Source organism: Kocuria sp. CH-021, assembly GCF_049716185.1.
GTDB lineage: Bacteria > Actinomycetota > Actinomycetes > Actinomycetales > Micrococcaceae > Kocuria > Kocuria cellulosilytica.
In genome coordinates, this window is the sequence record NZ_JBNAFK010000027.1 from 18967 (window position 1) to 45563 (window position 26597).

A 26597-nucleotide genomic window follows, 5' to 3' on the forward strand; every position below is an offset into this window, starting at 1 on the left:
CGGGCGCCGTCCCCCGACCCCGGGTCTCGTGCCCGGGGCCCCCAGGAGAAGAACACCGTGTCCTCATCGCCCCCCGACGTCCCCGCGCGTCCGCGCGCCCGCCGATGGTCCCGGAAGCGCTGGGCCGCCGTCGCGCTGGTCGCCGTGCTGCTCGCGGTCCTCGGAGCCGGCGTGGCCGCCACCTGGCGGCTGCAGTCCAACCTGGACACCTCCCCGCTCGACCTCGGCGACGGGACCGGGCCCGAGGCCGGCCCGCTGGACATCCTCGTGATGGGCACGGACACCCGTGACGGCGAGGGCAACGAGCGCTACGGCGACGAGGACGACAGCTCCGGGTCCGGCCTGACCGACGTCATGATGCTGGTGCACGTGAACGAGGACCGCAGCGGTGTCACCGTGGTCTCCCTGCCCCGCGACCTGGTGGCCGACATCCCGCGCTGCACGGATCCCGAGACCGGCGAGGTCCACCCGGCCGAGGAGGACGCGATGCTGAACTCCGCGATCGCCAACGGCGGGCCCGGGTGCACGGTTGCCACCGTCAACGAGATGACCGGGCTCAAGATCGACCACTTCATGCTCGCCGACTTCAACGCCGTGAAGGAGCTCTCCTCGACCGTGGGCGGGGTCGAGGTGTGCGTCAACGAAGCCGTCGACGACCCGAAATCGGGTCTGGAGCTGCCCGCCGGGGTGTCCTCCGTGGAGGGCGAGCAGGCCCTGGCGTTCCTGCGCAGCCGTGCCGCCTTCGGCGACGGCGGGGACACGAGCCGGATCCGGTCCCAGCAGTCCTTCCTCGCCTCCCTGGCCCGCAAGATCAAGGACGAGGGCACGCTGCGGGACCTCCCCAGGCTCTACGAGATCGCCGACGTCGCCACCCGCAACCTGCACGTCGACGAGGGGCTGGGCTCCGTCCCGACCGTGGTGGGCCTCGCCACGGCCGTCCGGGGGATCGACCTCGGCGCCATGGTCTTCGTCACCGTGCCCACGGAGCCCTACGAGGCGGACCCCAACCGGCTGCAGCTCGACGAGGAGCCGGCCGAGCACCTCTTCGAGGCCCTGCGTGAGGACCGCTCGCTCACGTCGCCGTCCGCAGGACCCACCGACGCCCCCACCTCCTCCGCGACCCCGTCGCCCGACGCCGCCACCCCGGCCCCCACGGTCGACCCCGCCACGGTCCCGCTCACGGTCGCCAACGTCTCGGGCGTCGACGGCCGGGACGCCGAGATCGCCGACGTGCTCGAGGACGAGGGGTACACCGCCGTCGAGTCCGGCCCGCAGGCCACCGAGCTGCCGGGCACGCAGGTGTTCTTCGGCGCGGGCTGGTACGAGGCGGCCGTCGAGGTCGCCGAGGTGCTGGGCGTGCCCTCCTCGCAGATCGTGCCCACGACCGACGTCACGGGGGTGTTCGTCTCGGTGGGCCAGGACTTCCGCGAGGGGGACCGGCTCGCCCTGGGGCCCGGGCTGCCCGGGGAGTTCAACGGACAGACCGCCGAGCAGCACACCTGCCAGGAGGCGGCCGGGGACTGGTGAGCGCGCGACCCGGCACGCCGGGCGCACCGTGATAGGTTGAACACATGCGGACTGGGACGCTCCTCCTTACGTGCCGCAACGGGGCCTGACCCGTCGACAGCATGGCCGGCCTCCCGTTGCGGAGTTCCTGATGCCCGGCCACCCGCAGACGTCTCGAGCAGAACAGGCCCACCCCATGCGCAACCACCAGCAGCCCTCCGGCATGCCGATCCACAAGTACGTGCCGTACCAGCAGCAGTTCCCGTTCGACCTCGCCGACCGCACCTGGCCGGACCGGGTCATCACCGAGGCGCCCCGCTGGTGCGCCGTGGACCTGCGCGACGGCAACCAGGCGCTCATCGACCCCATGAACTCCGACCGCAAGCTCAAGATGTTCGAGCTGCTCGTGCGGATGGGCTACAAGGAGATCGAGGTGGGGTTCCCCTCCGCCTCCCAGACCGACTTCGACTTCGTGCGCCGGCTCGTCGAGGAGGACCGGATCCCCGACGACGTCACGATCCAGGTCCTGACGCAGTCCCGCGAGCACCTCATCGAACGCACCTACGAGGCCATCGACGGCGCCGACAAGGCGATCGTCCACCTCTACAACGCGACCTCCACGCTGCAGCGGCGCGTGGTCTTCGAGCAGGACATGGACGGGATCGTGGACATCGCCCTCACCGGGGCGCGGCTGTGCATGAAGCACGAGGAGCAGCTGAAGAACACGTCCGTGACCTACGAGTACTCCCCGGAGTCCTACACCGGCACGGAGCTCGAGTTCGCCGCGCGGATCTCCAACGCCGTGGCCGAGACCTTCGAGATCGGCGGGGACCGGGAGATGATCCTGAACCTGCCCGCGACCGTCGAGATGGCCACCCCCAACGTCTACGCGGACTCCATCGAGTGGATGTGCCGCAACCTCTACAACCGTGACGCCACCGTGGTCTCCCTGCACCCGCACAACGACCGCGGCACCGGGGTGGCCGCCGCCGAGCTGGGCTACCTCGCCGGCGCGGACCGGATCGAGGGCTGCCTGTTCGGCAACGGCGAGCGGACCGGCAACGTGGACCTCGTGACCCTGGGCCTGAACCTGCTGACCCAGGGCGTGGACCCGCAGATCGACTTCTCCGACATCGACGAGATCCGCCGGACCGTGGAGTACTGCAACCAGCTGCCCGTCCCCGAGCGGGCCCCCTACGGCGGGGACCTCGTGTTCACGGCCTTCTCCGGCTCCCACCAGGACGCCATCAAGAAGGGCTTCGACCGGATGACCCGGGACGCGCAGGAGCAGGGGCGGGGCGTCGACGAGCTGGTGTGGGCCGTGCCGTACCTGCCCATCGACCCCAAGGACCTGGGCCGCACCTACGAGGCGGTCATCCGCGTGAACTCGCAGTCCGGCAAGGGCGGGGTGGCCTACCTGCTCGCCAACGAGCACGGCCTGGACCTGCCGCGCCGGGCGCAGATCGAGTTCTCCCGCGTGGTGCAGGAGCACACCGACACCTCCGGCGGGGAGGTCTCCGGCGCGGAGCTGTGGAAGGTGTTCTCGGACGAGTACCTGCCCACCGCCCAGGACGGGGACGCCGCTCGCTGGGGCCGGTACCGGATCACCAACATCACCACGACCTCCGAGGAGGACGGGGAGAGCACCCTCGAGATCGGCCTGGACGTCGACGGCGTGCAGCACCACCGGACGGCGCAGGGCAACGGGCCCATCGAGGCGCTGCTGGCGATCTTCGCGTCCGAGGGCGTGGACGTGCGCGTGCTCGACTACAGCGAGCACGCCCTGTCGGCCGGCGGCGACGCCCAGGCCGCCAGCTACGTCGAGGCGGCCGTCGGGGACCGGGTGCTGTGGGGCGTCGGCATCGACGCGAACACCACCCGGGCCTCCCTCAAGGCCGTCGTCTCGGCGGTGAACCGGGCCGTGCGGGACGCCCAGGCCTGAGCGTCCCGTCCGGCACGGCGCGGCGGGCCGTCCCGGACCGGGGCGCGCCCGCCGTCGTCGTGCCGGCCCCGGCACGCCCGCCTGCGCCGTCCGCCCGCCGTGGGACAATGATCGGGTGGCCAGGACGACGTTCGCATCACGCAGCTACCGGGACGACGCCGTCGTGCTGCGCACCTACAAGCTCGGCGAGGCCGACCGGATCGTGGTGCTCCTGACCCGGGACCACGGGCAGGTCCGGGCCGTCGCCAAGGGCGTGCGGCGCACCACGTCCCGCTTCGGCTCCCGGCTCGAGCCGTTCAACGTCGCCGAGCTGCAGCTCGTCACCGGCCGCAACCTCGACATCGTCTCCCAGGCCCTGGGCAAGCGCGGCTACGGGTCGACCATCGCCGCGGACTACGCCAAGTACACCGCGGCCGCGGCCATGACCGAGGCCGCCGAGAAGTTCACGGAGAACGACGACGAGTCCGCGGCCCAGCAGTACCGGCTGCTCGTCGGCGCCCTGTCCGCCCTGGCCCGCGGGCTGCACGACCCGGGGTCCATCCTGGACTCCTACCTGCTGCGGGCCGTGTCCACGGCCGGGTGGGCCCCGAGCTTCACCGACTGCGCCCGGTGCGGCGCCCCCGGACCGCACGAGGCGTTCTCCGCCCAGCTCGGCGGCGCGGTGTGCCCCGCCTGCCGCCCGCCGGGGGCCGCCGCGCCCGACCCCGACACCGTCGAGCACCTCTCCGCCCTGCTCACCGGTGAGTGGGAGCGGATCGACGCCGTGGAGCCCCGCACGGCCCGGGCCGCGGCCGGCATCGTCGCCGGCTACGTACAGTGGCACCTGGAGAGGGCCGTCCGGTCCCTGAACCTCGTGGAACGGAGCTGACCATGCCCGGCTTTGCCGCCCCGCCCGCCCATCCCAGCGGCGCCAGCGCCCCGCCGATCCCGCGGCAGTTCGTGCCCCGGCACGTGGCCGTGGTCATGGACGGGAACGGGCGCTGGGCGAACCAGCGCGGCCTGCCGCGCAACGAGGGCCACAAGGCGGGGGAGGCCGCCCTCATCGAGGTCATGGCCGGGGCCATCGAGATGGGCATCCCGTACGTGAGCGCCTACGCCTTCTCCACCGAGAACTGGAAGCGCTCCCTGGACGAGGTCACGTTCCTGATGAACTACACGGCCGACGTCATGGAGCGCCAGCTGCCCACCTTCCAGGAGTGGGGCATCCGGATCCGGTGGGCCGGGCGCAAGCCGCGTCTGTGGCGCTCGGTCATCAACCGCCTGGAGGAGGCGGAGCGGGCGACCCGCGACAACGACGTCGTGACCCTCACCATGTGCGTGAACTACGGCGGCCGCGCCGAGATCGCCGACGCCGCGGCGGCCATGGCCGCCGACGCCCGGGCGGGCACCCTGAACCCGCGCAGCATCGACGAGAAGACGGTCCAGCGCTATCTGGACGAGCCCGACCTGCCGGACGTCGACCTCTTCCTGCGCTCCTCCGGGGAGCAGCGCATTTCGAACTTCCTCCTGTGGCAGTCCGCCTACGCCGAGCTCGTCTTCCAGGACGTCCTCTGGCCCGACGTGGACCGCCGCACCCTGTGGGAGGCGGTCGAGGTCTACGCGCGGCGCGACCGGCGCTACGGCGGAGCGGTCGACCGCGTGGCCGGACCGGGCGCCTCCGCCTGAGGCCGGCGGCGCCGCAGGCCGCGCAGCCAGGACGAGAGGTCGCGCTGCGCGGCCCTCCGCACCGCCTCGCGGGAGAGGTGGACGTCGTGGACGGCGCCCTCGTAGGAGCGCACCGTCACGTCGGTGCCCAGGTCGGGCGCATGCCGGCGGATCTGCCGGACGTCCAGCACGGTGTCGGCCGAGCGCATCCGCTCGCTCCACCAGGGCCGGATGCACGAGCGGGCAGAGGTCTGCACCAGCACTGGAAGATGAAGGTTCAACCCCTTCGCAACCTCCCCCTGAGCCTGAAGGACAGCGTTGAGCCAGCCCGGGGTGATGTCGAAGCTCGTCTCGGGGCGCCAGCGCGGATCGATGGGCCACTCGCCCTCGGCCTGCTCGCTGATCACCCGGTAGTAGTGGCTGCGCAGCCGGGCCCGCACCGGGCGGTCCGGGCGCTGCTCGGCGAGCCTGGCCACCAGGGGGCGCAGGGCGGCGCCGACGGCGTCGGCGCCGTGGCTGCCGATCCAGGGGGCGTTGAGGGCCAGGCCGTCCAGGCGGTCGGGGTGCCGGGAGGCCCACATCGCCGCGGTGAGGCCACCGGTGGAGTGGCCCATGAGCACCAGACGGCCGTCCGGGCCGGGAACCCCGTCTCCGGCCATCACCTCGAGGGCGGCGGCGATGTCGTCGTCGTAGTCCGCGAGGTCCGTGGTGTGCCCCGGGCAGCCGTCCTCCTCGGCGAGCACCTCGTCGGTGAGGTTGCGCCCGTAGCCGTGCAGGTCCAGGGCGTAGAACGCGTACCCCGCGGCCGCGCACGTGCGGGCCAGCTCGGCGTTGAAGAAGTAGTCGGACCAGCCGTGCAGGTACAGCACCGCCCCGCGCAGGCGGTCCGGCGCGAGCGGGACGTCACCGGGCCGGTAGCGGACCACCGTGGCGGTGGCGTGCGGGGCGGAGCCGGGGTCCAGGTCCACGGTCCGGGCGCGGAAGCCCGGCCCCAGCACGTCGGGGACCCACGGGTCCGGGGGAGCAGCCATGCCCTCTCCTCGCGTGGGCGGTCGTCGGGACGGCGGCCCGGGAGCCCCTCCGCGACCGCCCGGCCGGAGGGGAGCCCTGTGGAAGACTGGGCCCATGCGCTTCTACCCTACGTTCTTCACGGCCGTCTTCTCCCGGATGGACCCCGAACGGGCCCACCGGGCCGGGTTCCTCGGGATCCGGGTGGCCCGGACCGCGCGGGTCAGCACGGCCCTGCGGGTGTACACCCGTGCCGACCCCGCGCTCGAGGTGGAGGCGATGGGCCTGCGGTTCCCGTCCCCGTTCGGGCTCGCGGCGGGCTTCGACAAGGGGGCCGAGGGGGTCAGCGCCCTCACCGACCTCGGCTTCGGGCACATCGAGATCGGCACCGTGACCGCCCAGGCGCAGCCGGGCAATCCCCGGCCACGGCTCTTCCGGCTCGTGCGGGACCGCGCGGTGGTCAACCGGATGGGCTTCAACAACGAGGGCGCGGAGGCCGTGGCACCGCGCCTCGCGCGGGCGCGCCGCGAGCTCGAGGCGGACCACCGGGGCCGGGCCCGTCCCGTGCTCGGCGTGAACATCGGCAAGACCAAGACGGTGCCGCTCGAGGACGCGGTGGACGACTACCTGCAGAGCGCCCGGACCCTGGCCCCCCTGGCGGACTACCTGGTGGTCAACGTGTCCTCCCCCAACACCCCGGGCCTGCGGCAGCTGCAGGAGATCGAGAGCCTGCGCCCGCTCCTGAGCGCGGTGGGCCGCACCGCCGACGAGTCCGCGGACCGGCACGTGCCCCTGCTCGTGAAGATCGCCCCGGACCTGTCCGACGAGGACGTGCTGGCCGTCGCGGACCTGGCGCTCGACCTGGGGCTGGACGGCATCGTGGCCACCAACACGACGATCGCCCGCGACGGGCTGGGCCTGCGCTCCGACCCGTCCGAGGTCGAGGCGCACGGGGCCGGCGGGCTCTCCGGCGCCCCGCTGCAGCGGCGCTCCCTCGAGGTGCTGCGCCTGCTGCGCGAGCGCGTGGGGGACCGGCTGACCCTGGTCTCCGTGGGCGGGGTGACCACGGCCGAGGACGTCCAGGAGCGCCTCGACGCCGGTGCCGCGCTCGTGCAGGGCTACACCGGGTTCCTCTACGAGGGCCCCTTCTGGGCCCGCCGCATCAACCAGGGCCTCGCCCGGGCGCGGCGCGCCCGGCACTGACGGTCCGGAGGCGGGAACAGCGCTGCCCCCGGACCGCGCGGTCCGGGGGCAGCGCTGCCGGGTCCGCCCCGCCGCCCGTGGGGGGCTCGGCGCGGGCCGGCGGGGTCAGGCGGGCCGCTCGCCGCGCGCGACCTGAGGCTTGGGCAGGCGCAGCCGGCGCATCGTGAAGGAGCGCATGGCCGCGTACCAGCGCACGCCCCCCTCCACGGTCCCGAACTTCGCCTGCATCGCCTTCTTCATCCGCGCCGTCGACAGCACGGCGTCCACGATGCCCAGGACCATCAGCGCCCAGATGAGGTAGACGCCGTAGGTGGCCACCTCCTGGACGGGGAAGAACAGGATGACGAGCGCGAGCAGCGCCACGACCATGAGGTACTCGCCGACGTTGATCCGCGAGTCGACCCAGTCCCGCGCGAACCGGCGCTGCGGGCCACGGTCCCGCGGACCGAGGAACCGCTCGTCCCCGGCGGCCATCCCCGCCTGCGCCCGCATCCGCTGCTCGCGGGCCGCGTCACGGGACTGCGCCTTCGCGGCCTTGCGATCCTCCGGCACCAGGGGGCGGCGCCGGGCGGCCTCCTGCTGCCGGCGGCTGGGCGTGGGCCGGCCCTTGCCCTCCGTCCGCCGCGGGGCGGCTGCCGGGTCCGTGGGGGCGGGGGCAGCGGTCACCGACGTGGACCCTGCGCGCTCTGCTTCCTTCTTGCGTCCAAACACCCGTCAAGGATAGCCGACGGACCTGCCGGTCCCCGCCGGACCCCGGACATAGGGTGGGCACCATGACCGAGCCCTGTGCCCCGACCGTTCCCGTCGACGCCGTGCGCGAGGCCGTGCGCGCGGACCTGCCACGGACCCTCGAGCAGCTCGTCGAGCTGGTCGCGATCCCCGGCATCGCCTGGGAGTCCTTCGACCCCGCGCAGCTCGAGCGCAGCGCGGAGGCCGTGGCCGGCGTCCTCTCGGACGCCGGGCTGGACGAGGTGGAGATCCTGCGGGTGCCCCTCGGGGACGGCCCGGGCCACCCCGCCGTCGTCGCCCACCGCCGCCCCGCGCCCGGTCGCCCGACCGTCCTGCTCTACGCCCACCACGACGTCCAGCCGCCCGGCCGGCGCGAGCTGTGGGACTCGGAGCCGTTCGCCGCCGAGGAGCGCGACGGCCGCCTCTACGGACGAGGCGCGGCCGACGACAAGGCCGGGATCATGGTCCACGTCGGCGCGCTGCGCGCCGCCGCCGCCCACCGCGGGGACGGCCTCGGCCTCGGCGTGACCGTCTTCGTGGAGGGGGAGGAGGAAGCCGGCTCCCCGTCCTTCCGGGACTTCCTGGAGGCCCACCGGGACCGGCTGGCCGCCGACGTCATCGTGATCGCGGACTCCTCCAACTGGGAGATCGGCGTGCCCGCCCTCACCACGAGCCTGCGGGGCATGGTCGGCGCGGTCGTGGAGCTGTCGGTGCTCGAGCACGCCGTCCACTCCGGTCTGTACGGCGGACCGGTCCTGGACGCCCCCACGCTGCTGGCCCGCCTCATCGCCACCCTGCACGACGACGACGGCGCCGTGGCCGTCGAGGGGCTGCTCGCCGAGGACCGCACCGACCTGGATTACGACGAGGAGCGGTTCCGGGCCGACGCCGCCGTCAAGGACGGCGTCCGGCTGGCCGGCCGCGGCTCGATCGCCTCGCGCCTGTGGACCCGGCCCGCCCTGTCCGTCACCGGCATGGACGTCACGCCCGTGGACGTCGCCGCCAACACCATCGCCCCCTCCGCCCGGGCGAAGCTGAGCCTGCGCACGGCCCCGGGGCAGGACCCCGCCGAGGCGGCGGAGGCGCTCCGGCGCCACGTCGAGGCCCACGCGCCGTTCGGGGCGCACGTGCGCTTCGAGCTCGAGGAGACGGGACAGTCCTTCCGCACCGACATGAGCTCCGAGGCCGCCCGGATCGCCCGGTGGGCGCTGGGGGAGTCGTGGGGCCGGCCCGCCGTGGAGACGGGCATCGGGGGCTCCATCCCCTTCACCGCGGACCTCACGGAGGTGTACCCGGAGGCCGCCATCCTGATCACCGGCGTCGAGGACCCCGACACCCGCGCGCACAGCGCCAACGAGTCGCTGCACCTGGGGGAGTTCGAGCGCGCCGTGGTCGCCGAGACCCTCATGCTCCTCGCCCTCGACGACGCGGCCCGTCATCCCGAGCGGGCCCGGGAATGAACCGGAACGCCCATCCGTTGTTCCCCTGGTAGACCCGCCGCCGGCCCGACGCCGTGCGGCACCCCTCCACAGAAAGTGAGCATCATGAGCGTCACGACCGACAACGACGCCGCAGTGGACGGCCTCCCCACCCACGGCGTCGACCTGACCGATGTCGCGTCCCAGAAGGTCCGCGCCCTGCTCGAGCAGGAGGGCCGCACGGACCTGCGGCTGCGCGTGGCGGTGCAGCCCGGCGGCTGCTCCGGCCTCATCTACCAGCTGTACTTCGACGAGCGCATCCTGGACGGGGACTCCGTGCGCGACTTCGGCGGTGTCGAGGTCGTCGTGGACAAGATGAGCGTGCCCTACCTCGAGGGCTCGACCATCGACTTCGAGGACACCATCTCCAAGCAGGGGTTCTCGATCGACAACCCCAACGCGGGAGGATCCTGCGCCTGCGGAGACTCCTTCCACTGAGTCCGTCCGCTCGTCCCGAGAGGCCCGCCGTCCGCCCGGACGGCGGGCCTCTCCGCGTTCCGCAGGGCCCCGGAGGGCGTCCGCCGCAGGGCTCCCGAGCGCCGCGCGGAAGCTGACACTGTGTCACCAGATGTCAGCGACACGGGGTAAGCTCGGAGGGAAACATTCCACCTGACTGTGTCCGGGCTCTCGGAATCGGGGCCTCCGGCGCGCAGGCGACGAGCACGAGAAGAAGAGGAAGGGCCGTCTGTGAGTTCGCACACACGAACCGACAGCCTCCGGCGCCGCACGGCGAAGGTGTCTGCGGTAGCAGTCCTGGCAGCAACCGCGCTGACGGGTTGCTCGGAAGAGGCGAAGCTCGGCTGGATGCCCACCGAGCGGGGCACCACCGACAACGCCGACATGATCCTCGACCTGTGGATCGGGTCCTGGATCGCGGCCCTCGCCGTGGGACTGGTGACCTGGGGACTCATGCTCTGGTGCATGATCGCCTACCGCCGGCGCAAGTACGAGACGGGCTACCCGCGGCAGGTGGCGTACCACGCCCCCCTCGAGGTCTTCTACACGATCGTCCCGATCGCCCTGATCATGTCCCTCTTCTTCTTCACCGAGCGGACGCAGGCCGAGATCACCGCCCAGCACGACAACCCGGACGTCACCGTCCAGGTCTACGGCAAGCAGTGGGCCTGGGACTTCAACTACCTGAGCGAGGACGTCTGGGACACCGGCATCCAGGGCCACCTGGACGGTGAGGAGGGCGTCCCCGAGCGGGTGCCCACCCTGTACCTGCCCGTCGACAGCGAGGTCGAGCTGCAGGTCACCTCCCGTGACGTCATCCACTCCTTCTGGGTCCCCGCGTTCCTCGAGAAGGCGGACATGTTCCCGGGACGCACCAACAACATCAGCATCACCACCGGCCAGGAGGGCTCGTACTTCGGCAAGTGCGCCGAGTTCTGCGGGGAGTACCACTCCGAGATGCTGTTCAACGTGAACGTGGTCAGCCAGGCCGAGTACGACGACCACATCCAGTCCTTGCGCGACGCCGGCCAGACCGGGGCCCTGGGCGAGGAGTACAGCCGCGACTCCTACCCCGGCACGGACGACGTCCTGCCCGTCAATCCTCTCGAAAACTAAGGAGTACCGGTGTCCACACTCGAGTATTCACGGGACGAGGCAGCCACTGTCGCTCCGCGCGTGGTGCCCCGGTCCAAAGGCCGGATGGTCGTCAACTGGATCACGTCCACCGACCACAAGACGATCGGGTACATGTACCTGATCTCCTCCTTCGCCTTCTTCTGCATCGCCGGGGTGATGGCGCTGCTGATCCGCGCCGAGCTCTTCGAGCCGGGCATGCAGATCCTGGAGACCAAGGAGCAGTACAACCAGCTGTTCACCATGCACGGCACCCTGATGCTGCTGATGTTCGGCACCCCGCTGTTCGTCGGCTTCGCCAACGTCATCGTCCCGCTGCAGATCGGCGCCCCCGACGTCGCCTTCCCGCGGCTCAACGCCCTGGCCTTCTGGTTCTTCCTCTTCGGATCCCTGATCGCCACCGCCGGGTTCCTCACCCCGCAGGGCGCGGCCTCCTTCGGCTGGTTCGCCTACACACCGCTGTCCAACTCCTCGTTCTCACCCGGCGCCGGCGGTGACCTCTGGGTCTTCGGCCTGGCCCTGTCCGGCTTCGGCACGATCATGGGCGGCGTCAACTTCATCACCACGATCATCGCGATGCGCGCCCCCGGCATGACCGTGTGGCGGATGGGCCTGTTCACCTGGAACACGCTGATCACCTCGCTGCTCGTGATCATGGTCTTCCCGCCGCTGGCGGCGGCGCTGTTCGCGCTCGGCATGGACCGCACCCTGGGCGGGCACATCTTCGACCCGGCCAACGGGGGAGCGGTGCTGTGGCAGCACCTGTTCTGGTTCTTCGGCCACCCCGAGGTCTACGTGCTGGCCCTGCCGTTCTTCGGCATCGTCTCCGAGATCATCCCGGTGTTCTCCCGCAAGCCGCTGTTCGGCTACAAGGGCCTGGTCTTCGCAACCATCACCATCGCCGCGCTCTCGGTGACGGTGTGGGCCCACCACATGTACGTCACCGGTGCGGTGATGCTGTCGTTCTTCGCGTTCATGACCATGATGATCGCGGTGCCCACCGGGGTGAAGTTCTTCAACTGGATCGGCACCATGTGGCAGGGCTCGATCACCTTCGAGACCCCCATGCTCTGGGTCCTGGGCTTCCTGTTCACGTTCCTGTTCGGCGGGCTCACCGGTGTCATCCTGGCCACCCCGCCGCTGGACTTCCACGTCTCGGACTCGTACTTCGTGGTCGCCCACTTCCACTACGTCATCTTCGGCACCGTGGTGTTCGGCATGTTCGCCGGGTTCTACTTCTGGTGGCCGAAGTTCACCGGGAAGATGCTCAACGAGCGGATCGGCAAGATCCACTTCTGGCTGCTGTTCCTGGGCTTCCACATGACGTTCCTGATCCAGCACTGGCTGGGCGTCGAGGGCATGCCGCGCCGCTACGCGGACTACCTGCCGGAGGACGACTTCACCTGGATGAACCAGATCTCCACCGTCGGGGCGATGCTCCTGGGCGTGTCCATGATCCCGTGGTTCTGGAACGTGTACACGACCTGGCGCAACGGCACGAAGGTCGAGGTCGACGACCCGTGGGGCTTCGGCGGCTCGCTGGAGTGGGCGACGTCCTGCCCGCCGCCGCGGCACAACTTCACCTCGCTGCCGCGGATCCGCTCCGAGCGCCCGGCCCTGGACCTGCACCACCCGGAGCTGGCCGCGGAGTCCCCGCAGCAGTCCCCGGTCGACGACGGCGCCATCGCCACGCGGAAGGGCTGAGCATGAAACTCTCCATCAAACTGTTCGTCATCCTCGGGCTCTTCAGCGTCCTGGTCGCCGTGGTCTACGGGTTTATGACCCGGTTCGACGAGCTCGTCGGGTTCCCGGCGCTGCTGGCCGTCGGCGCCATGTCCTTCATGCTGGCGGTCTACCTGTGGCTCGTGAACCGGAACACCGGTGGCGTGCTGCCGGAGGACAAGCTCGACGGCGAGATCGTCGAGTCCGCCGGTGAGTACGGGCACTTCTCCCCGTGGAGCTGGTGGCCCCTGCTGCTCGGCACCGGCTGCGCCCTGGCGTTCACGGCGCTGGCCATGGGCTGGTGGATCCTCGGCCTGGCGGCCCCGCTGGCGATCCTGGGTCTCGTGGGTCTGATCTTCGAGTACTCCCGCGGCGACCACGCCCACTGACACGGACGGCTCGAGCCGCCCCTCAGGAGGCCCCGGACACCCTGGTGTCCGGGGCCTCCCGCATACCCGGGCCGACTCGGCCCTGCTCGTCGTCCGGCCGGATCGTCCCTGAGCATGACCGGCGGCGCTCTCCGTGACGATGGTGCGGCCACCGCGTCCGCCGCCTCACGGCCGCTCGATCGCTCTCCATCGGGCACCGGGGGACAGTGGGCGCGTTCCTTCACACCCGCATGTCGCAGGGCGCTGTCAGCGCGCCCGTGGCCCGGGGCAGCAGTCCGGGATGCGGTCAGCCGGCGGTGATCTCCAGTGCGACCAGCCCGGCCACGGTGACCGCGGCCAGGACGATCCCGGTCACAGCCCACGCCCGTGCCGAACCGCGCAGGCCGACAGCCCCGAGCAGGGGGGCGCCGATCACCCCGACGGGCAACCAGATCATGCCGGCGACCCGGGCCCAGTGCGGCGGGTCGATCCCGGGTTGGCTCACGGCCCAGACCCAGGCGAGGGCAGCGAGTCCGAGGGCGCCCAGGACGGCGCTCCAGATCCCCGCCGCGGCCCGGCGCCGACCGCGCCTCGGCGGAGGATCGGCGGAAGCGTTCTGCTGGGGGGTTCTCGACGGGTTTCCGATGGTCATGACGCACCTCCAGCGCCAGGACAGTCCTCCGGCTCCGTATTCCTCCGTCGTCGTCAAGCGGTGCGACTCCGGCGTCGTTGTCAACGACGTCGCATCTGCTCAGTATTCGTCCGGCGTCGACAGTCGTCCTTGTGATGGCCGACGATCTACACTGCCAACCACTGCCCGTCCCGGCTGGTCCATCGGATGCCGGAAGGCCGGGTGTCCGTGAGCGGGATCGCGGTGAGGAGCGGATGTGCCGGTACGTGCGTCGTGGGCGCGGTGGCTGGTCGTCGCCGGCCTTGCCGCCATGGTGCTGGGAGCTCTCGATCCCCTGGAGGGATCACTGGTCATCGTGCCGGGCACGGGCATGGTAGTCCTCGGGGCGTTTCTCGGGCGGAGCCGGCGCCGGGTGTTCTCCTACTGGACGCTGCTCCTGGTGGCCATCGGGGTGGCGGCGCTGGTCGGCGTGAGTGCTGTCGGCGGGCTGGGAGACGGGACCGGACGCTCCATCTGGTGGGCAGTCCTCGTCGTGGTGCCGTATGCCGCCGGCTGGCTGCTGGGGGATCATCGGCGCCGTCTCCGCAGCGCTCGAGTTCTTCCCGCGCCTACGGCCCCGGGATCACGGCCGACGAGACCGGTGACGTCTGACGTCCCTTCTTCTCCACCGGGATCGATGGGGCTACGTTCTCGCGGCCGGGCCACCGGCCGTACTGGAGGTGCTCACACCGTGGTGTCGGTGGTCTGGTGCGGTCTGCGAGCTCGGCGCGCGTCCCCGCGGTCTCCCGGGACGAGGACAGGCCGCGGCTCCCGGTGCCGAGCGGCAGGACACGAGCTGCTGCGGAGGGCGGCGGTACACCCGACAGCAGGAGCGGTTCTTCGTGGGAGACCGCCCTGACGTGACAGGGCCCCGAGAGAAACGATCCTCTCGGGGCCCTGTCAGTGGCGTCCGCCGCTCAGCGCACCAGCTCCCGCTCCTGGGAGCCCGTGGTCAGGGCGTCGGCCTCGTGGTGATGGTGCGCCGCTTCGAGCTCGGCGGGGGTGACGGGCGCCACCCGGTCCTCGAAGAAGAACCGGCTGACCCGCTCGCGCATCTTCTCGGTGCGCGTGATCTTGCCCTTCGCGTTCGGCTGCGCCGGCTCCACCTGGTAGTCCGGCATGTTGACCAGACGGTAGCGCTTGAACTCGTCGAGGGGCTCGTGCACCTCGATGAACTCGCCGTGCGGGAGCTGCTGCACCCGCCCGGTCTCGCGGCCGTGGAGGACGATCTCCCGGTCCTTGCGCTGCAGCGCCAGGCAGATCCGGCGGGTGATCATGAAGGCCAGGATCGGACCGAGGAAGTACAGCGCGCGCAGCCAGTACAGGACGTCGTTGACCGCGAGACGGAAGTGCGTGGCGATGAGGTCACCGCTGGCCGCGACGAGCATGATGGTGTAGAACGTCACGCCGGCCGCGCCCATCGCGGTCCGGAACGGCGCGTTGCGGGGACGGTCCAGGATGTGGTGCTCCCGGTCGTCCTTCGTGACCCAGCGCTCGATCCAGGGCCAGGCCGCCATGAGTCCGAAGAGCACGGCGAGCGGCGCCATGGGCAGGAGCACGTTCATGGGGATCGACATGCCCCAGAACGTCCACTCCCAGTTGAACGGCCAGGTGCCGGGCATCAGACGCACGGCGCCGTCGGTGAAGCCCATGTACCAGTCGGGCTGGGAGCCGGCCTGGACCGGGGAGGGGTCGTACGGGCCGTAGTTCCAGATGGCGTTGATGGTGGTGGTGCCCGCCATCAGGGCCATGATCCCGAACACGATGAAGAAGAACCCGCCGGCCTTCGCCGCGTAGATCGGGCCCACGGGGAAGCCGACGACGTTGTTCTCGGTGCGGCCCGGGCCGGGGAACTGGGTGTGCTTGTGCACCACGACCATGAAGAGGTGCACGACGATCAGCAGCAGGATGATCGCCGGGATCACGAGCACGTGCAGGATGTAGAGGCGCGCGATGATGTCGTGCCCGGGGAACTCGCCGCCGAAGAGGAACATCGACAGGTACGCGCCCACGATCGGGAGGGCCTTCAGGATCGCGTCGGCGATGCGCAGGCCGTTGCCGGAGAGCACGTCGTCGGGAAGCGAGTAGCCGGTGAAGCCGGCGACGATCGCGAGCAGGAACAGGGCGACGCCCACGAGCCAGTTGAGCTCGCGCGGCCGGCGGAAGGCACCGGTGAAGAACACGCGGAGCATGTGCACGGACACGGCGGCCGCGAAGACCAGCGCGGACCAGTGGTGGATCTGGCGCAGGAAGAGCCCGCCGCGGATGTCGAAGGAGATGTCGAGGGAGGACGCATAGGCCGCGGACATCTCGACACCCTGCATCGGGACGTAGGAGCCCTCGTACTCCAGGGCCGCCATCGACGGCTCGAACCACAGGGCGAGGAACGTGCCGGAGAGCAGCAGGATGACGAAGGTGTACAGCGCCACCTCCCCGAACATGAAGGACCAGTGGTCGGGGAAGATCTTCCGCCCGAACTCCTTGACCATCGGCGACATGCCCATGCGGGTGTCGACGAAGTTCGCGATCCGGCCGGTGCCCGTCTGGGGCTTGTACTCGTAATCAGTGGACGTGGACATCAGTTCGCCTCACCCTGCATCTCTTCGACATGGGTACCGCGCTGCGAGTAGGTCGGACCGACCGGCTCCTGGAAATCGCTGCGGGCCACGAGGTAGCCCTCGTCGTCCACAGTGATCGGCAGCTGGGGAAGGGGCCGGGCGGCCGGCCCGAAGATGACCTCGCACTCGTTGGCGAGGTCGAACGTGGACTGGTGGCACGGGCACAGCAGGTGGTGCGTCTGCTGCTCGTAGAGCGCGACCGGGCAGCCGACGTGCGTGCAGACCTTCGAGTACGCGAAGATGCCGTCGACGTTCCAGTCGGCCTTCTCCGGGGACACGTTGACCGTCTCCGGGTCGAGGCGCATGAGCAGGACCACGGCCTTGGCCTTCTCGTCGAGGTAGCCCTCGTTGTGCCCGATGGTGTTCAGGTTCTCGGGGACCACGTGGAACGTGGAGCCCAGCGTGACGTCCGAGGCCTTGATGGGAGTGCCGGAGGGATCGCGCACCAGACGGATCCCTTCGTCCCACAGGGTCTCCTTGAGGACGTCCAGGTTCGTCGGGCCGAGGTCCCGGAGGAGCCCGACGAACGGCAGGGGAGCGAGCACCGCCGCACCGATGAGGGTGTTGCGCAGCAGGGGCCGGCGCTTGATCCCGGACTCGTCGTAGATCGTGGTGAGGATGCTCTGCGCCTCGGCGCGCTGCTCCTCCGTGCGCACCGCGTGCCGGCTCTCGACCAGCTCGTGGTCCGGCATGAGGGTGCGGGCCCAGTGCACGACGCCGAGACCGATGCCGAACATGCCCAGCGCGATGCCCAGGCCGAGCAGCAGGTTCTGCAGCTGCAGCGCACGCGTGGGCTCGGTGTTCGTGACGTCGTAGATGGGACCCTCCACGCGGATGCCGAAGTATCCGACGAAGAACAGGATCGATCCGACGATCGAGAGCAGGAACAGCAGGACGACCTGCCGTTCGGCGCGCTTGGCGGCCGACGAGTCGATGTCCGTCAGGCGCGGGCTGTGCGGGGGCAGTCCGGGGTCGGGGAAACGCTCCATTGCCGTGGTGCCCGTGGTGGCAACGGTTCCCGACTGGTGGGGAGTGCCGTCACTGTGGCTTCCCATGTGGTCCCTCATTCTTCTCTTGGTGCAGTTGATCGTAGCTTCGGGGTCCGACATTCGCTGCCGGCACGGGGCGTCAGGCGGAACGCGAGGTGAGCCAGACGGTGAACCCGATGATGACGGCGAGCCCGATGGTCCAGACGAACAGGCCCTCCGACACCGGGCCGAGGGCGCCGAGGCCGAAACCGCCCGGGTTCGGGCTGTCCTCGAGGGTCTTCAGGTAGGTGATGACGTCGCGCTTCTCCTCGGGGGTGATGTTCGCGTCGTTGAACACCGGCATGTTCTGCGGACCGGTCTGCATGGCCTCGTAGATGTGCTTCTCCTCGACGTCCATCACGGAGGGGGCGTACTTGCCGCGGGTCAGCGCGCCACCGGCACCGGCGGCGTTGTGGCACATGGCGCAGTTGGCGAGGAAGACCTTCGCACCGTTGGCGGCGTTGCCCTGGGTGACGTCCAGGTACTGCTCCTCGGGAACACCCGGGCCGGGGCCGAAGGTCGCGACGTAGGCGGCGAACTGGCGGACCTGCTCGTCGTTGAACTGGACCGCCTTGTCCGCGGCCTGCGGCCCGTTGGCCTGCATGGGCATGCGGCCGGTGCCGACCTGGAAGTCGACGGCGGCGGCACCGACGCCCACGAGCGACGGACCGGACGGCGTCCCGGCGCCGTCGAGGCCGTGGCAGGTCGAGCAGTTCGCGACGAACAGCTTCTCGCCCTCCTCGATGTCCTGCGCCGTGTAGGACTCGGTCTGGGCCTTGGCCTCGTTGGTGGTGGTGGCGACTGCGTAGAGCCCACCGCTGAGGAGCAGGGCCAGGACCATCAGTACGAGGACTGCGAGCGGGTGGCGCCGCTGCTGCGAAAGTGCCTTCACGTCAAATGTTCCTTCAATTCGGTGTTGGTTTGCTTGGTGCGTCCCCGGGACGGCGCGGCCTATTTGAGGAAGTAGACCACGAGGAACAGCACGATCCAGACGACGTCCACGAAGTGCCAGTAGTAGGACACGACGATCGCGGAGGTCGCCTCGAAGTGGCCGAAGCGCTTGGCGATGAAGGCGCGGCCCATGATGAACAGGAAGGCGATAAGGCCGCCGGTCACGTGCAGCGCGTGGAAGCCCGTGGTGATGTAGAAGGCGGAGCCGTAGGAGTTGGCCGGGATGCTGATGCCGTGGGCGACCAGCTCGGCGTACTCGAAGGACTGCACCGCCACGAAGATCGCGCCCATGATGAAGGTCAGGGCGAACCACTCGATCATTCCCCACCGGCGGACGTCGAAGACGCCGCCGGCGCGGCGGGGCTGGAGCCGTTCGGCCGCGAAGACGCCGAACTGGCAGGTCACCGAGCTCAGCACCAGGACGATGGTGTTGGCCAGGGCCAGCGGGATGTTCAGCTTGGCGGACTCCTCGGCCCAGAGCTCCGGGGCGGTGGAGCGCAGGGTGAAGTACATGGCAAAGAGGCCGGCGAAGAACATCACCTCGGAGGAGAGCCACACGATGGTGCCCACTGAGGTCAGGTTGGGCCGATTGATCGACCCGCCTACCGGCTTGGCTGGGGTATGGGTTGCAGTCGTCACAGAGACATTATGTCGCCAAAACTGCCGGTGGACCAACCAGGAGGGGGTCGGGCGGTTCGCGTGTCCGGTGCCCGCCGCCGTCCGTGACCAGGTCGTGCGGCGTCCGTGCGCCTCCGGGGCCCGCGCGGCCGCGGTTGTGCGCGCCGCCGCGGCGGTGCTGTGATCCCTGTCACATGGCCTCGGTGCGGGTCGTCGAGGCGGCCGAGGGGCCGTTCCGACCGGTCCGCCGGCGGGCGATACGATCAGGAGCGTGAACACGACGACACCGACGACCGCACCGAACCCCGAGTGGCCGGACCTGATCACGGCGCTGATCTCCGGGACCGACCTGACCCGCGACCAGGCCTACTGGGCCATGGACACGATCATGTCGGGCGAGGTGTCCGACGTCGTGATCGCCGGTTTCCTCGTGGCCCTGCGGGCGAAGGGGGAGACGGTCGAGGAGCTGACCGGACTGGCCGACGCCATGGTGGGCAACGCGCGGCCGGTCGACATCCCCGGTCCGGCCCTGGACATCGTCGGGACCGGCGGCGACCGGCTCTCCAGCGTGAACATCTCGACCATGTCGGCCCTCGTGTCCGCCGGCGCCGGCGCGAAGATCGTCAAGCACGGCAACCGCGCGTCGTCCTCGAAGTCCGGCTCCGCCGACGTCCTGGAGGCCCTCGGGGTCCGGCTCGACCTGCCGGTCGAGATGGTGGAGTCCGCGGCCCGGCACGTGGGCATCACGTTCCTCTTCGCGCAGACCTTCCACCCGTCGATGCGCTTCGCCGCCGCGGCCCGGGCGCAGCTGCGCGTGGCCACCGCCTTCAACTTCCTCGGACCCATGACGAACCCGGCGCGGGTCGAGGCGTCGGCCGTCGGCGTGGCCGATCCCGCGCTGGCGCCCCTGATCGCGGGGGTCTTCGCGGCCCGCGGCGACCGCGCCCTCGTCTTCCGGGGTGCCGACGGTCTCGACGAGCTCACCGTGACCGCCCCCTCCCAGGTGTGGGAGGTGCGCGGCGGGCAGGTCGACCGGCACGACCTCGAACCGCTCGACCTCGGCATGCCCCGGGCCACCATCGAGGACCTGCGGGGCCAGGACGCCCGGTACAACGCGGGCGTCGTCGAGGAGGTCCTGGCGGGGGAGAAGGGGCACGTGCGCAACGCCGTGCTGCTCAACTCGGCCGCCGGGCTCGTCGCCTTCGACCCCGTCGCGGAAGGGTCCTTCCAGGACCGAATGGCCGCGGCGGTCCGGCGTGCCGAGGAGTCCGTGGACAGCGGCGCGGCCCGCGCCGTCCTGGACCGCTGGATCGCCCACACCGCGCGCTGACGCACTCCGCAGGCGGCGGGCCGACGACGAAGGCCGGTGGGGTGCTCCCTCACCGGCCTTCTGCCGTCCGTGCCCTCGTGGCCGGCACGGGTGCCGGCACGGTCAGTCGATGCCGAGGGAGAAGGCCGCCTCCAGGTCGTGCTTGCTGTAGGTCCGGAACGCGATGTTGGTGTTCGTCCCCACGACGCCCTCGACCTTGGAGAGGCGGTCCGCGATGACGTCGGCGAGGTCCTCGTGCCGGTGCACGCGCACCATCGCGATCAGGTCCCAGTCGCCCGTCACGGAGTACACCTCGCTGATGCCGGGGATGTCGGAGATCTGCTCGGCGACCTCGGGGATCCGGTCGGCGGAGGTCTTGATGAGGACGATGGCGGTGAGCATGGAGCACCTTTCTCGGGGACGGGGCCGGCGGGGCCGGCGGAACGGGGAAGGTCAGCCGGGGCGGCGGGCACGGGCCCGGCGCAGCACGAGGACCAGGGCGCGGTGACCCAGCAGGAAGATGCCGAGCACCACGAGCGTGACGACGACGAAGCTCGGCGCCGTGCCCTCGCCGGCGGCCAGGCGCAGGCCCATGCCCACGGCCACGGTCGTCAGCCACAGGGCGACGCCCCGGGGCCAGACGCCGAAGGGAGTGCGGTGCACCCGCCACACGAGCCAGCCGAGCAGCAGTCCGGCCAGGAACGGCCACGCCGTGCTCAGCAGGCCGGCGGCGTCCAGGGCGTGCGTCCTGCGGCCCAGCCCCGCGAAGACCAGCACGAGCAGCACGTCCGCCGTCAGCGCCCCGATCCACGGGCCGGGGACCGCGGCGCGCTGCTCGGGGAGGGCGGTGTGGGGAGCCGACGTGTGCATGCTCGCAGTCTAGTGCGGGCCCGGCAGGCCGCCATCCACGCCCGGCCGAGGGTCAGGTAGACCTTGAGAGTTGAAGGATGCGCGCGGACAAAGTCTCAACCTTCGACCAGTGGTCGATTGTCCCTGCCGGCCCGGGTCGCGGCGCGGCCCGTCCGGTCCGGAGCCCCCGGGGAGCCCGTGTCCTTGCTGAGCGGTTCGCCGAGGGGGGCGCGCCGGAACCGCGCTGGAGACGGATTGCCTCAGCGGCGGATCGGGCGCTCGGCCGGGCGACCGTGAGACCTGCACCGGGTAGTGCGCAGCGTGGTACAGAAGGCCTCCGAAGGCGCTGGAGGGGAGCCCTCGCTCACCGCGACTTTACATAATGTCGATTATCGGCGTTCTGGAGTGGGGCCGTCGGGAGGCGGCACACCGCCGTCGTCGTGGTGCCGATCCGTGCCGCCGTCGTTCCTGCACCGTACTCGGACGCCGTCGTGGACGGCTCCGCTCACCGGCGGGGCCCGACCGCGACGCCGGGCGTCGCGCCGCCGGCGTCAGCCGCGGCAACGGGAACCGGTCGCGGCGAAGCCGTCCGCACCGAGGTGCTGTGCGGACGAACCGCACCGGATGCGCCACCGACTGTGCCGCTTCCAAGTCCGTCGTGCCGCCGGACCGGTCCGGCTGCGGATCTCCCAAATGTTGCGCCGTCGGACGCCGGGCTTGTGGCCACTTGTGGGGAAAAGCCGCCCGTGACCGGCCCCGGGCCGCCACCGGCCGATACGCTCGCCGTGGCCGAGCTGGATTCGCGTCGGCAAACACATGCTCGAAGGAAGGACCTCTGTGGGACGACAGAACTGTGTGATCGCGCCGGACGGCCGGGGGCACCGGCTGGTGACGTCCGTGCTGGCCCTGTCGGTGCTGGCCCTCGCGGGCTGCGCGCAGGACGCCGGTGCGGACGCGCCTCCCGCGGTGGCCTCCGGCTCGGTCACCCTCTCCCCCTCGCACGGCGGGCTGCAGGGCGGGAACCTGGTCCTGGCGGACACCGGTGGGGACACCGACGGGCCGGTCACCGTCCGCTTCGGCGAGGAGGAGGTCGAGTGCGAGTTCGACGACCGTTCGTCCCGCCACGCCTGTGTGGCTCCGGCTCGCGGCACCCCGGGCACGGTCGAGGTCTCGTTCGCCGCCGGCGGGAGCGACGTCGGCGAGAAGACCGCCTACACCTACACCACGCAGGGCACGCAGGACATCCCCCTCCTGACGGTGGACACGGAGACCGTGCGGCGCAACGCCGAGGCGATCCGGGCCGACTTCCCGTCGGACGTCCAGCTGGGCGCGGTGCTCAAGAACGGCGAGCCCGTGGACGTTTTCGGCAAGGTCATCGAGGATGCCGCCAAGGTCGACTACGTCTTCGTGCCCAAGCTCGACGACGCCATCGCCCTGCGCGAGGCCGGTGTCGAGGCGAAGATCGCCGTGCTCTACGTGGCGCAGGTCGAGGACATCCCGCTGCTGATGCACTACGACGTCGAGGTCGCCGCGACCGACCCCGCGTGGGTCGAGGCGGCGGAGCAGGTGCTCTCGACCACGGGCGGAGCGCTGAAGGTCCACCTGTGGGTCGACACCGGGATGGGGCGCGAGGGCGTGGTGCCCGAGGAGGCCCTCCCCCTGGCCCAGGCCATCGAGGACGCCCCGCACCTGGAGCTCGCCGGCATCGCCACGCACTTCTCCACCGTCACCGCGGAGGACGGGGCCGCCATCGAGCGCAACGACACGGCCAACACCACGGTGGCCCAGAAGAACCGCTTCGACGGCGCGGTCGCCTCCATCCGGGACGCCGGTCTCGGGAAGGACGCCCTGATCCACGCCGGGGCCAGCGACGTGCTCGACCACGAGATCGACCCGCTGTACTACGACCTGCTGCGGATCGGCGGCATGTTCTTCGCGAGCAGCCCCCCGGAGGAGCGGCTCTACTCCTGGACCACGGAGCTCGCCCAGGTCAAGACGCTCCCGGCGGGCTGGTGCATCGACTACGGGTGCACCGAGCCCACCACGGCGCCCAAGAAGGTCGGCCTGATCAACCACATCCCGTCCCGCGAGAACGAGCTGACGTACACGGTCGGCGGCAAGCAGGTCCCGGTGCTGCTCGACCACGGCACGGTGCTGACCCTGGACCTGTCCGAGGTCCCGGACGCGGCCGCCGGAGACGAGGTCGCCATCGACTTCAGCGCGGAGGCCTTCCACATGCTCGACGCCACGGCACCGCTGCCGGTGACGACCTCCGGCGGGTGATCCGCGCCGGTCAGGGGCGGCCGGGCACGGGCCCGGCCTCGTGGTCCAGCACGAGGTCGGCGTGGAAGCTGCTCGCCAGCTCGCGGGTGCGGGCCGCCCGGCGTGCGGAGGCGCCCGCCGGGACGGTGAGATCCACGTAGACGACGGGCCGGCCGTGGTCGGCCTCCAGCCGGGCGCGCAGCGCCTCCGCCCGGTCGTCGCCGGGGGCGCAGCGACCCGTGCCGAGCAGGACGAAGGCGCGCTCGAAGTCGGGCTCGGCGGGCAGACCGCGCGTCAGCACGGCGGGCAGCCGCGACTGCAGCGCGGAGAGGCCGACCACGGCGGTCGCCGTGCCCGCGAGCCAGGCGCCGGCGGCGGAGACCGCCACCGAGGTGATGAGCTTCATGGTTCTCCTCCTCCCGCGGGCCCGGCGGGTGTCGGCCTGGCGCCGGGACGGCTGGACGGGCGGCGGCTGCCTGCGGCCACCGAGGACTCCGGTGGCACCACCGTAGAGATCCCAACGCCGCCGGAACAGCGCCTATTCCGGGGACGTCCGCCGGCGCCCGGACGCCACGCCGGTCCGGCGGCGTGTCGGAGGCGTGGGGCACAATAGGAGCAACGGCGAGGACGCCCTCGCCGAGGCGGACGAGAGGTCGGGACGATCATGTGGGAGTGGCTCGTCGAGAACGCGTGGGTCATGTGGCTGATCGCCGTGATCGCCCTGGCCGCCATCGAGATGCTCACCCTGGACTTCCTGTTCCTGATGATGTCCGCCGCCGCGCTGCTGGCCTTCGCGGTGAGCTGGGTGACGGACGACTTCGTGATTCAGGTGGTCACGTTCGCCCTGGCCTCGGTGCTGCTCATCTTCGTGGTGCGGCCGGTCGCCCTGCGCCGCGTCAACCGCTCCACGCCCGAGACCGTGTCCAACGCCGCCCGGCTGATCGGCCTGCCCTGCCAGGTGCTGGACCCGGTCACGGCTCGCAGCGGGCTGGTGCGGCTGGAGGGCGACACCTGGAGCGCCCGCTCGGTCACCGGTGAGCAGCTCCCGCCCGGCACCGACGTCTACGTCCACGACATCGAGGGCGCCACCGTCCTCGTGGCCCCGTACCCCGCTCCGGCCGCCGACGGCGGGCCGGCACCACGCCCGTCCTTCTGAGCCCACCGACCGTCCCGGCGACGCCGCCGGGACGGTCCCATCGAGACCCCCTGAGAGAGGCACCCGTGGACCTAGCCGTCATCGTCCTGCTCGCCGTCCTGGTCGTCCTGGTCGTCATCATCCTGGTGCGGTCGGTGCGGATCATCCCGCAGGCGCGGGCCGGCATCGTCGAGCGCCTCGGCAAGTACCAGAGCACCCTGACGCCGGGGCTGCACTTCCTCATCCCGTTCGTGGACCGTCTGCTGCCCCTGATCGACCTGCGCGAGCAGGTGCAGTCCTTCCCGGCGCAGTCCGTGATCACCGAGGACAACCTCGTGGTCGGCATCGACACCGTCGTCTACTTCCAGGTCATGGACCCGCGGGCCGCGACCTACGAGATCGTCGACTACATCCAGGCCGCCGACCAGCTGACCTCGGCGACCCTGCGCAACGTCGTGGGCGGGCTGAACCTCGAGGAGGCACTGACCTCCCGCGACAAGATCAACGCCGAGCTGCGCGGGGTCCTGGACTCCACCACGGGGCGCTGGGGCATCCGCGTGTCGCGGGTGGACATCAAGGAGATCACTCCCCCGCCGTCGATCCAGGACTCGATGGAGAAGCAGATGCGCGCCGAGCGTGAGCGGCGCGCGGTGATCCTCACGGCCGAGGGCGACAAGCAGTCGCGGATCCTCATGGCGGAGGGCCAGCGGCAGGCGGCCATCCTCTCCGCGGAGGGCGAGGCGAAGGCCGCGATCCTGCGCGCCGACGGCGAGGCGCAGGCCATCCGGAAGGTCTTCGACTCGATCCACCGGGCCCGCCCGACGCAGAAGCTACTGGCCTACCAGTACATCCAGACCCTGCCGAAGGTCGCCGAGGGCAGCGCCAACAAGGTGTGGATGATCCCCGCCGAGCTCGGCGACGCCCTGCGCGGCGTGGGCGAGTTCCTCTCCCGGCCGGACGAGGACGGCCGGGGCCCCCGCGGGAGCTGGTCGGACGACGACGAGCCGGAGCCCGGACCGGAGCCCGCGGACGAGCCCCTCGTGACCCCCGACGCGGTCCGGGTGACGGAGGAGGACCTCCAGCCCAACCTCGAGCGCACCACGGTGGACCCGGACGAGTTCACCATCCCCCGTCCCTCGAGCATCGACCCGGAGGCCCCCGTGCGCCTCGACGACCCGACGCCCCCGGAGGACGGCCCGGCGTCCCGCTGACCCGGCGGACCCCCTCGAAGCCAGGCAGTCACTCCGGGAGCGGTACGGTGCACCCGGCCGAGGACATCGCAGCGCCTGTCGCAGCGAACATCCCGCTGGACATCCCGCTGGACATCCCGGTGGACATCCCCGGTGGACATCCCGGGGAACATCCCCGGAGGCCCGTGCGTTGCACCCAACGGATCCCGGGTCCCGGACCCGCCGTCAGCCCGAGCGTGCGCCACTGCCGTGGCCACCGTCAGTTATGGAGGAACCACCACTATGAGCGACCGCAGCCTCAGGGGAATGCGTCTGGGCTCCCAGTCCATGGAGACGGAGGCCGGTGTCGAGCCGGCCCCGCGCCAGCGCGTCGAGTACCGCACCGCGGACGGCGAGAAGGTCACGGTGACGTTCGCGGCGGAGGCCGAGATCCCGCCGGTGTGGGTGTCGAAGACCGGCAAGGAAGCGATCATCGTCAACGGCGAGAAGCCGGAGAACCCCAACGAGAAGCACCAGCGCACGCACTGGGACATGCTCCTGGAGCGGCGCAGCGTGGACGAGCTGGAGGAGATCCTCGCCCAGCGCGTCGAGTTCTACCGGGAGAAGCACGCGCTCTGAGTCCCGTGCGCCGGACGTGGGGGGGGGGGCCCCCCCCCCCCGGGGGCCCCCCCCCCCCCCCCCCCCCCCCCCCCCCCCCCCCCCCCGGGGGCCCGGCCGGATCCGGCGGACCGGGGGCGACGGCGCTCAGACGGTCGCGGCGAGCTGCCCGCAGGCCCC

The 26597-nt window shown here is 71.3% G+C and carries 25 protein-coding genes; 15 read left to right on the forward strand and 10 right to left on the reverse strand.

The annotated features are described in order from the left end of the window. Nucleotides 1-57: 57 nt before the first annotated feature. The 4 genes from ACPYN7_RS16325 to ACPYN7_RS16340 all read left to right on the forward strand — a co-directional run bounded on the left by ACPYN7_RS16325 (nucleotide 58) and on the right by ACPYN7_RS16340 (nucleotide 5113). Nucleotides 58-1527, forward strand: a complete 1470-nt coding sequence (locus ACPYN7_RS16325) for an LCP family protein (protein WP_424348342.1) — start codon at nucleotides 58-60, stop codon at nucleotides 1525-1527. A gap of 175 nt (nucleotides 1528-1702) precedes the next feature. Continuing rightward, entirely contained in the window at nucleotides 1703-3448 is a 1746-nt protein-coding gene (leuA, locus tag ACPYN7_RS16330) for a 2-isopropylmalate synthase (protein ID WP_058873606.1), read from the forward strand. A 115-nt stretch (nucleotides 3449-3563) separates the two neighbouring features. Continuing rightward, nucleotides 3564-4316 (forward strand): DNA repair protein RecO, encoded by a 753-nt coding sequence (gene recO, locus ACPYN7_RS16335; protein WP_424348343.1) that lies wholly within the window; start codon nucleotides 3564-3566, stop codon nucleotides 4314-4316. A gap of 2 nt (nucleotides 4317-4318) precedes the next feature. Continuing rightward, nucleotides 4319-5113, forward strand: coding sequence for an isoprenyl transferase (locus ACPYN7_RS16340; RefSeq protein WP_058873608.1), 795 nt, complete (start codon nucleotides 4319-4321; stop codon nucleotides 5111-5113). Here ACPYN7_RS16340 and ACPYN7_RS16345 read toward each other — a convergent pair. After that, on the reverse strand, nucleotides 5065-6123 hold the full coding sequence (locus ACPYN7_RS16345) for an alpha/beta hydrolase (protein WP_424348344.1): 1059 nt from the start codon (nucleotides 6121-6123) through the stop codon (nucleotides 5065-5067). The two genes, ACPYN7_RS16340 and ACPYN7_RS16345, sit on opposite strands and share 49 nt — an antisense overlap. Before the next feature lie 94 nt (nucleotides 6124-6217). Between ACPYN7_RS16345 and ACPYN7_RS16350 the strand changes: the two genes are divergently transcribed. Then, complete coding sequence (locus ACPYN7_RS16350; RefSeq protein WP_424348345.1) at nucleotides 6218-7303, forward strand: quinone-dependent dihydroorotate dehydrogenase; 1086 nt, start codon at nucleotides 6218-6220, stop codon at nucleotides 7301-7303. A gap of 105 nt (nucleotides 7304-7408) precedes the next feature. On the opposite strand, the gene ACPYN7_RS16355 is transcribed toward ACPYN7_RS16350, so the two are convergent. Then, on the reverse strand, nucleotides 7409-7969 hold the full coding sequence (locus ACPYN7_RS16355; protein ID WP_157571322.1) for a DUF3043 domain-containing protein: 561 nt from the start codon (nucleotides 7967-7969) through the stop codon (nucleotides 7409-7411). A gap of 107 nt (nucleotides 7970-8076) precedes the next feature. On the opposite strand from ACPYN7_RS16355, the gene ACPYN7_RS16360 reads away from it, so the two are divergent. The 5 genes from ACPYN7_RS16360 (at nucleotide 8077) to ACPYN7_RS16380 (ending at nucleotide 13211) form a co-directional block, all read left to right on the forward strand. Beyond that, entirely contained in the window at nucleotides 8077-9492 is a 1416-nt protein-coding gene (locus ACPYN7_RS16360; protein ID WP_424348346.1) for a dipeptidase, read from the forward strand. An 84-nt stretch (nucleotides 9493-9576) separates the two neighbouring features. Next, the gene (locus ACPYN7_RS16365; RefSeq protein WP_368825321.1) at nucleotides 9577-9948 is read left to right on the forward strand and encodes a HesB/IscA family protein; all 372 of its coding nucleotides are present in this window, start codon (nucleotides 9577-9579) and stop codon (nucleotides 9946-9948) included. Between the two features lie 249 nt (nucleotides 9949-10197). After that, nucleotides 10198-11082 carry a cytochrome c oxidase subunit II gene (gene coxB / locus ACPYN7_RS16370; RefSeq protein WP_058873613.1) on the forward strand — a complete coding sequence of 295 codons (885 nt, stop codon included), beginning with the start codon at nucleotides 10198-10200 and terminating at the stop codon, nucleotides 11080-11082. A gap of 9 nt (nucleotides 11083-11091) precedes the next feature. Beyond that, complete coding sequence (gene ctaD / locus ACPYN7_RS16375; RefSeq protein WP_424348347.1) at nucleotides 11092-12804, forward strand: cytochrome c oxidase subunit I; 1713 nt, start codon at nucleotides 11092-11094, stop codon at nucleotides 12802-12804. Nucleotides 12805-12806: 2 nt separating this feature from the next. Next, the gene (locus tag ACPYN7_RS16380; protein ID WP_424348348.1) at nucleotides 12807-13211 is read left to right on the forward strand and encodes a cytochrome c oxidase subunit 4; all 405 of its coding nucleotides are present in this window, start codon (nucleotides 12807-12809) and stop codon (nucleotides 13209-13211) included. Nucleotides 13212-13497: 286 nt separating this feature from the next. On the opposite strand, the gene ACPYN7_RS16385 is transcribed toward ACPYN7_RS16380, so the two are convergent. The 5 genes from ACPYN7_RS16385 to ACPYN7_RS16405 all read right to left on the reverse strand — a co-directional run bounded on the left by ACPYN7_RS16385 (nucleotide 13498) and on the right by ACPYN7_RS16405 (nucleotide 19096). After that, entirely contained in the window at nucleotides 13498-13842 is a 345-nt protein-coding gene (locus ACPYN7_RS16385; protein ID WP_424348349.1) for a hypothetical protein, read from the reverse strand. 935 nt (nucleotides 13843-14777) lie between these two features. Then, nucleotides 14778-16439, reverse strand: a complete 1662-nt coding sequence (locus tag ACPYN7_RS16390) for a cytochrome b (RefSeq protein ID WP_058874906.1) — start codon at nucleotides 16437-16439, stop codon at nucleotides 14778-14780. Then, the gene (locus ACPYN7_RS16395) at nucleotides 16439-17533 is read right to left on the reverse strand and encodes a ubiquinol-cytochrome c reductase iron-sulfur subunit (protein ID WP_058874907.1); all 1095 of its coding nucleotides are present in this window, start codon (nucleotides 17531-17533) and stop codon (nucleotides 16439-16441) included. Before ACPYN7_RS16395 ends, ACPYN7_RS16390 begins: the two co-directional genes overlap by 1 nt. Nucleotides 17534-17606: 73 nt before the next feature. Then, nucleotides 17607-18398 carry a c-type cytochrome gene (locus ACPYN7_RS16400; protein ID WP_058874908.1) on the reverse strand — a complete coding sequence of 264 codons (792 nt, stop codon included), beginning with the start codon at nucleotides 18396-18398 and terminating at the stop codon, nucleotides 17607-17609. A 59-nt stretch (nucleotides 18399-18457) separates the two neighbouring features. Next, on the reverse strand, nucleotides 18458-19096 hold the full coding sequence (locus ACPYN7_RS16405) for a cytochrome c oxidase subunit 3 (RefSeq protein WP_082697175.1): 639 nt from the start codon (nucleotides 19094-19096) through the stop codon (nucleotides 18458-18460). Nucleotides 19097-19346: 250 nt separating this feature from the next. On the opposite strand from ACPYN7_RS16405, the gene trpD reads away from it, so the two are divergent. Continuing rightward, nucleotides 19347-20405 (forward strand): anthranilate phosphoribosyltransferase, encoded by a 1059-nt coding sequence (gene trpD / locus ACPYN7_RS16410; RefSeq protein WP_424348350.1) that lies wholly within the window; start codon nucleotides 19347-19349, stop codon nucleotides 20403-20405. Nucleotides 20406-20507: 102 nt separating this feature from the next. On the opposite strand, the gene ACPYN7_RS16415 is transcribed toward trpD, so the two are convergent. Further along, nucleotides 20508-20786, reverse strand: coding sequence for an Lrp/AsnC family transcriptional regulator (locus ACPYN7_RS16415; RefSeq protein ID WP_017833527.1), 279 nt, complete (start codon nucleotides 20784-20786; stop codon nucleotides 20508-20510). A gap of 51 nt (nucleotides 20787-20837) precedes the next feature. Beyond that, the gene (locus ACPYN7_RS16420; protein WP_424348351.1) at nucleotides 20838-21254 is read right to left on the reverse strand and encodes a DUF3054 domain-containing protein; all 417 of its coding nucleotides are present in this window, start codon (nucleotides 21252-21254) and stop codon (nucleotides 20838-20840) included. A gap of 816 nt (nucleotides 21255-22070) precedes the next feature. Between ACPYN7_RS16420 and ACPYN7_RS16425 the strand changes: the two genes are divergently transcribed. Next, entirely contained in the window at nucleotides 22071-23516 is a 1446-nt protein-coding gene (locus ACPYN7_RS16425; protein WP_424348352.1) for an alanine racemase, read from the forward strand. Between the two features lie 10 nt (nucleotides 23517-23526). Here ACPYN7_RS16425 and ACPYN7_RS16430 read toward each other — a convergent pair whose 3' ends face one another. After that, nucleotides 23527-23901: a hypothetical protein gene (locus ACPYN7_RS16430; RefSeq protein WP_424348353.1), complete on the reverse strand. Its 375-nt coding sequence runs from the start codon at nucleotides 23899-23901 to the stop codon at nucleotides 23527-23529. Between the two features lie 258 nt (nucleotides 23902-24159). Between ACPYN7_RS16430 and ACPYN7_RS16435 the strand changes: the two genes are divergently transcribed. From ACPYN7_RS16435 to ACPYN7_RS16445, 3 genes are all read left to right on the forward strand, one after another. Further along, the gene (locus tag ACPYN7_RS16435; protein ID WP_424348354.1) at nucleotides 24160-24651 is read left to right on the forward strand and encodes an NfeD family protein; all 492 of its coding nucleotides are present in this window, start codon (nucleotides 24160-24162) and stop codon (nucleotides 24649-24651) included. Between the two features lie 65 nt (nucleotides 24652-24716). Further along, nucleotides 24717-25841 carry an SPFH domain-containing protein gene (locus ACPYN7_RS16440; protein ID WP_424348355.1) on the forward strand — a complete coding sequence of 375 codons (1125 nt, stop codon included), beginning with the start codon at nucleotides 24717-24719 and terminating at the stop codon, nucleotides 25839-25841. Nucleotides 25842-26102: 261 nt separating this feature from the next. Further along, entirely contained in the window at nucleotides 26103-26438 is a 336-nt protein-coding gene (locus ACPYN7_RS16445) for an RNA polymerase-binding protein RbpA (protein ID WP_058874915.1), read from the forward strand. Nucleotides 26439-26597 lie beyond the last annotated feature (159 nt).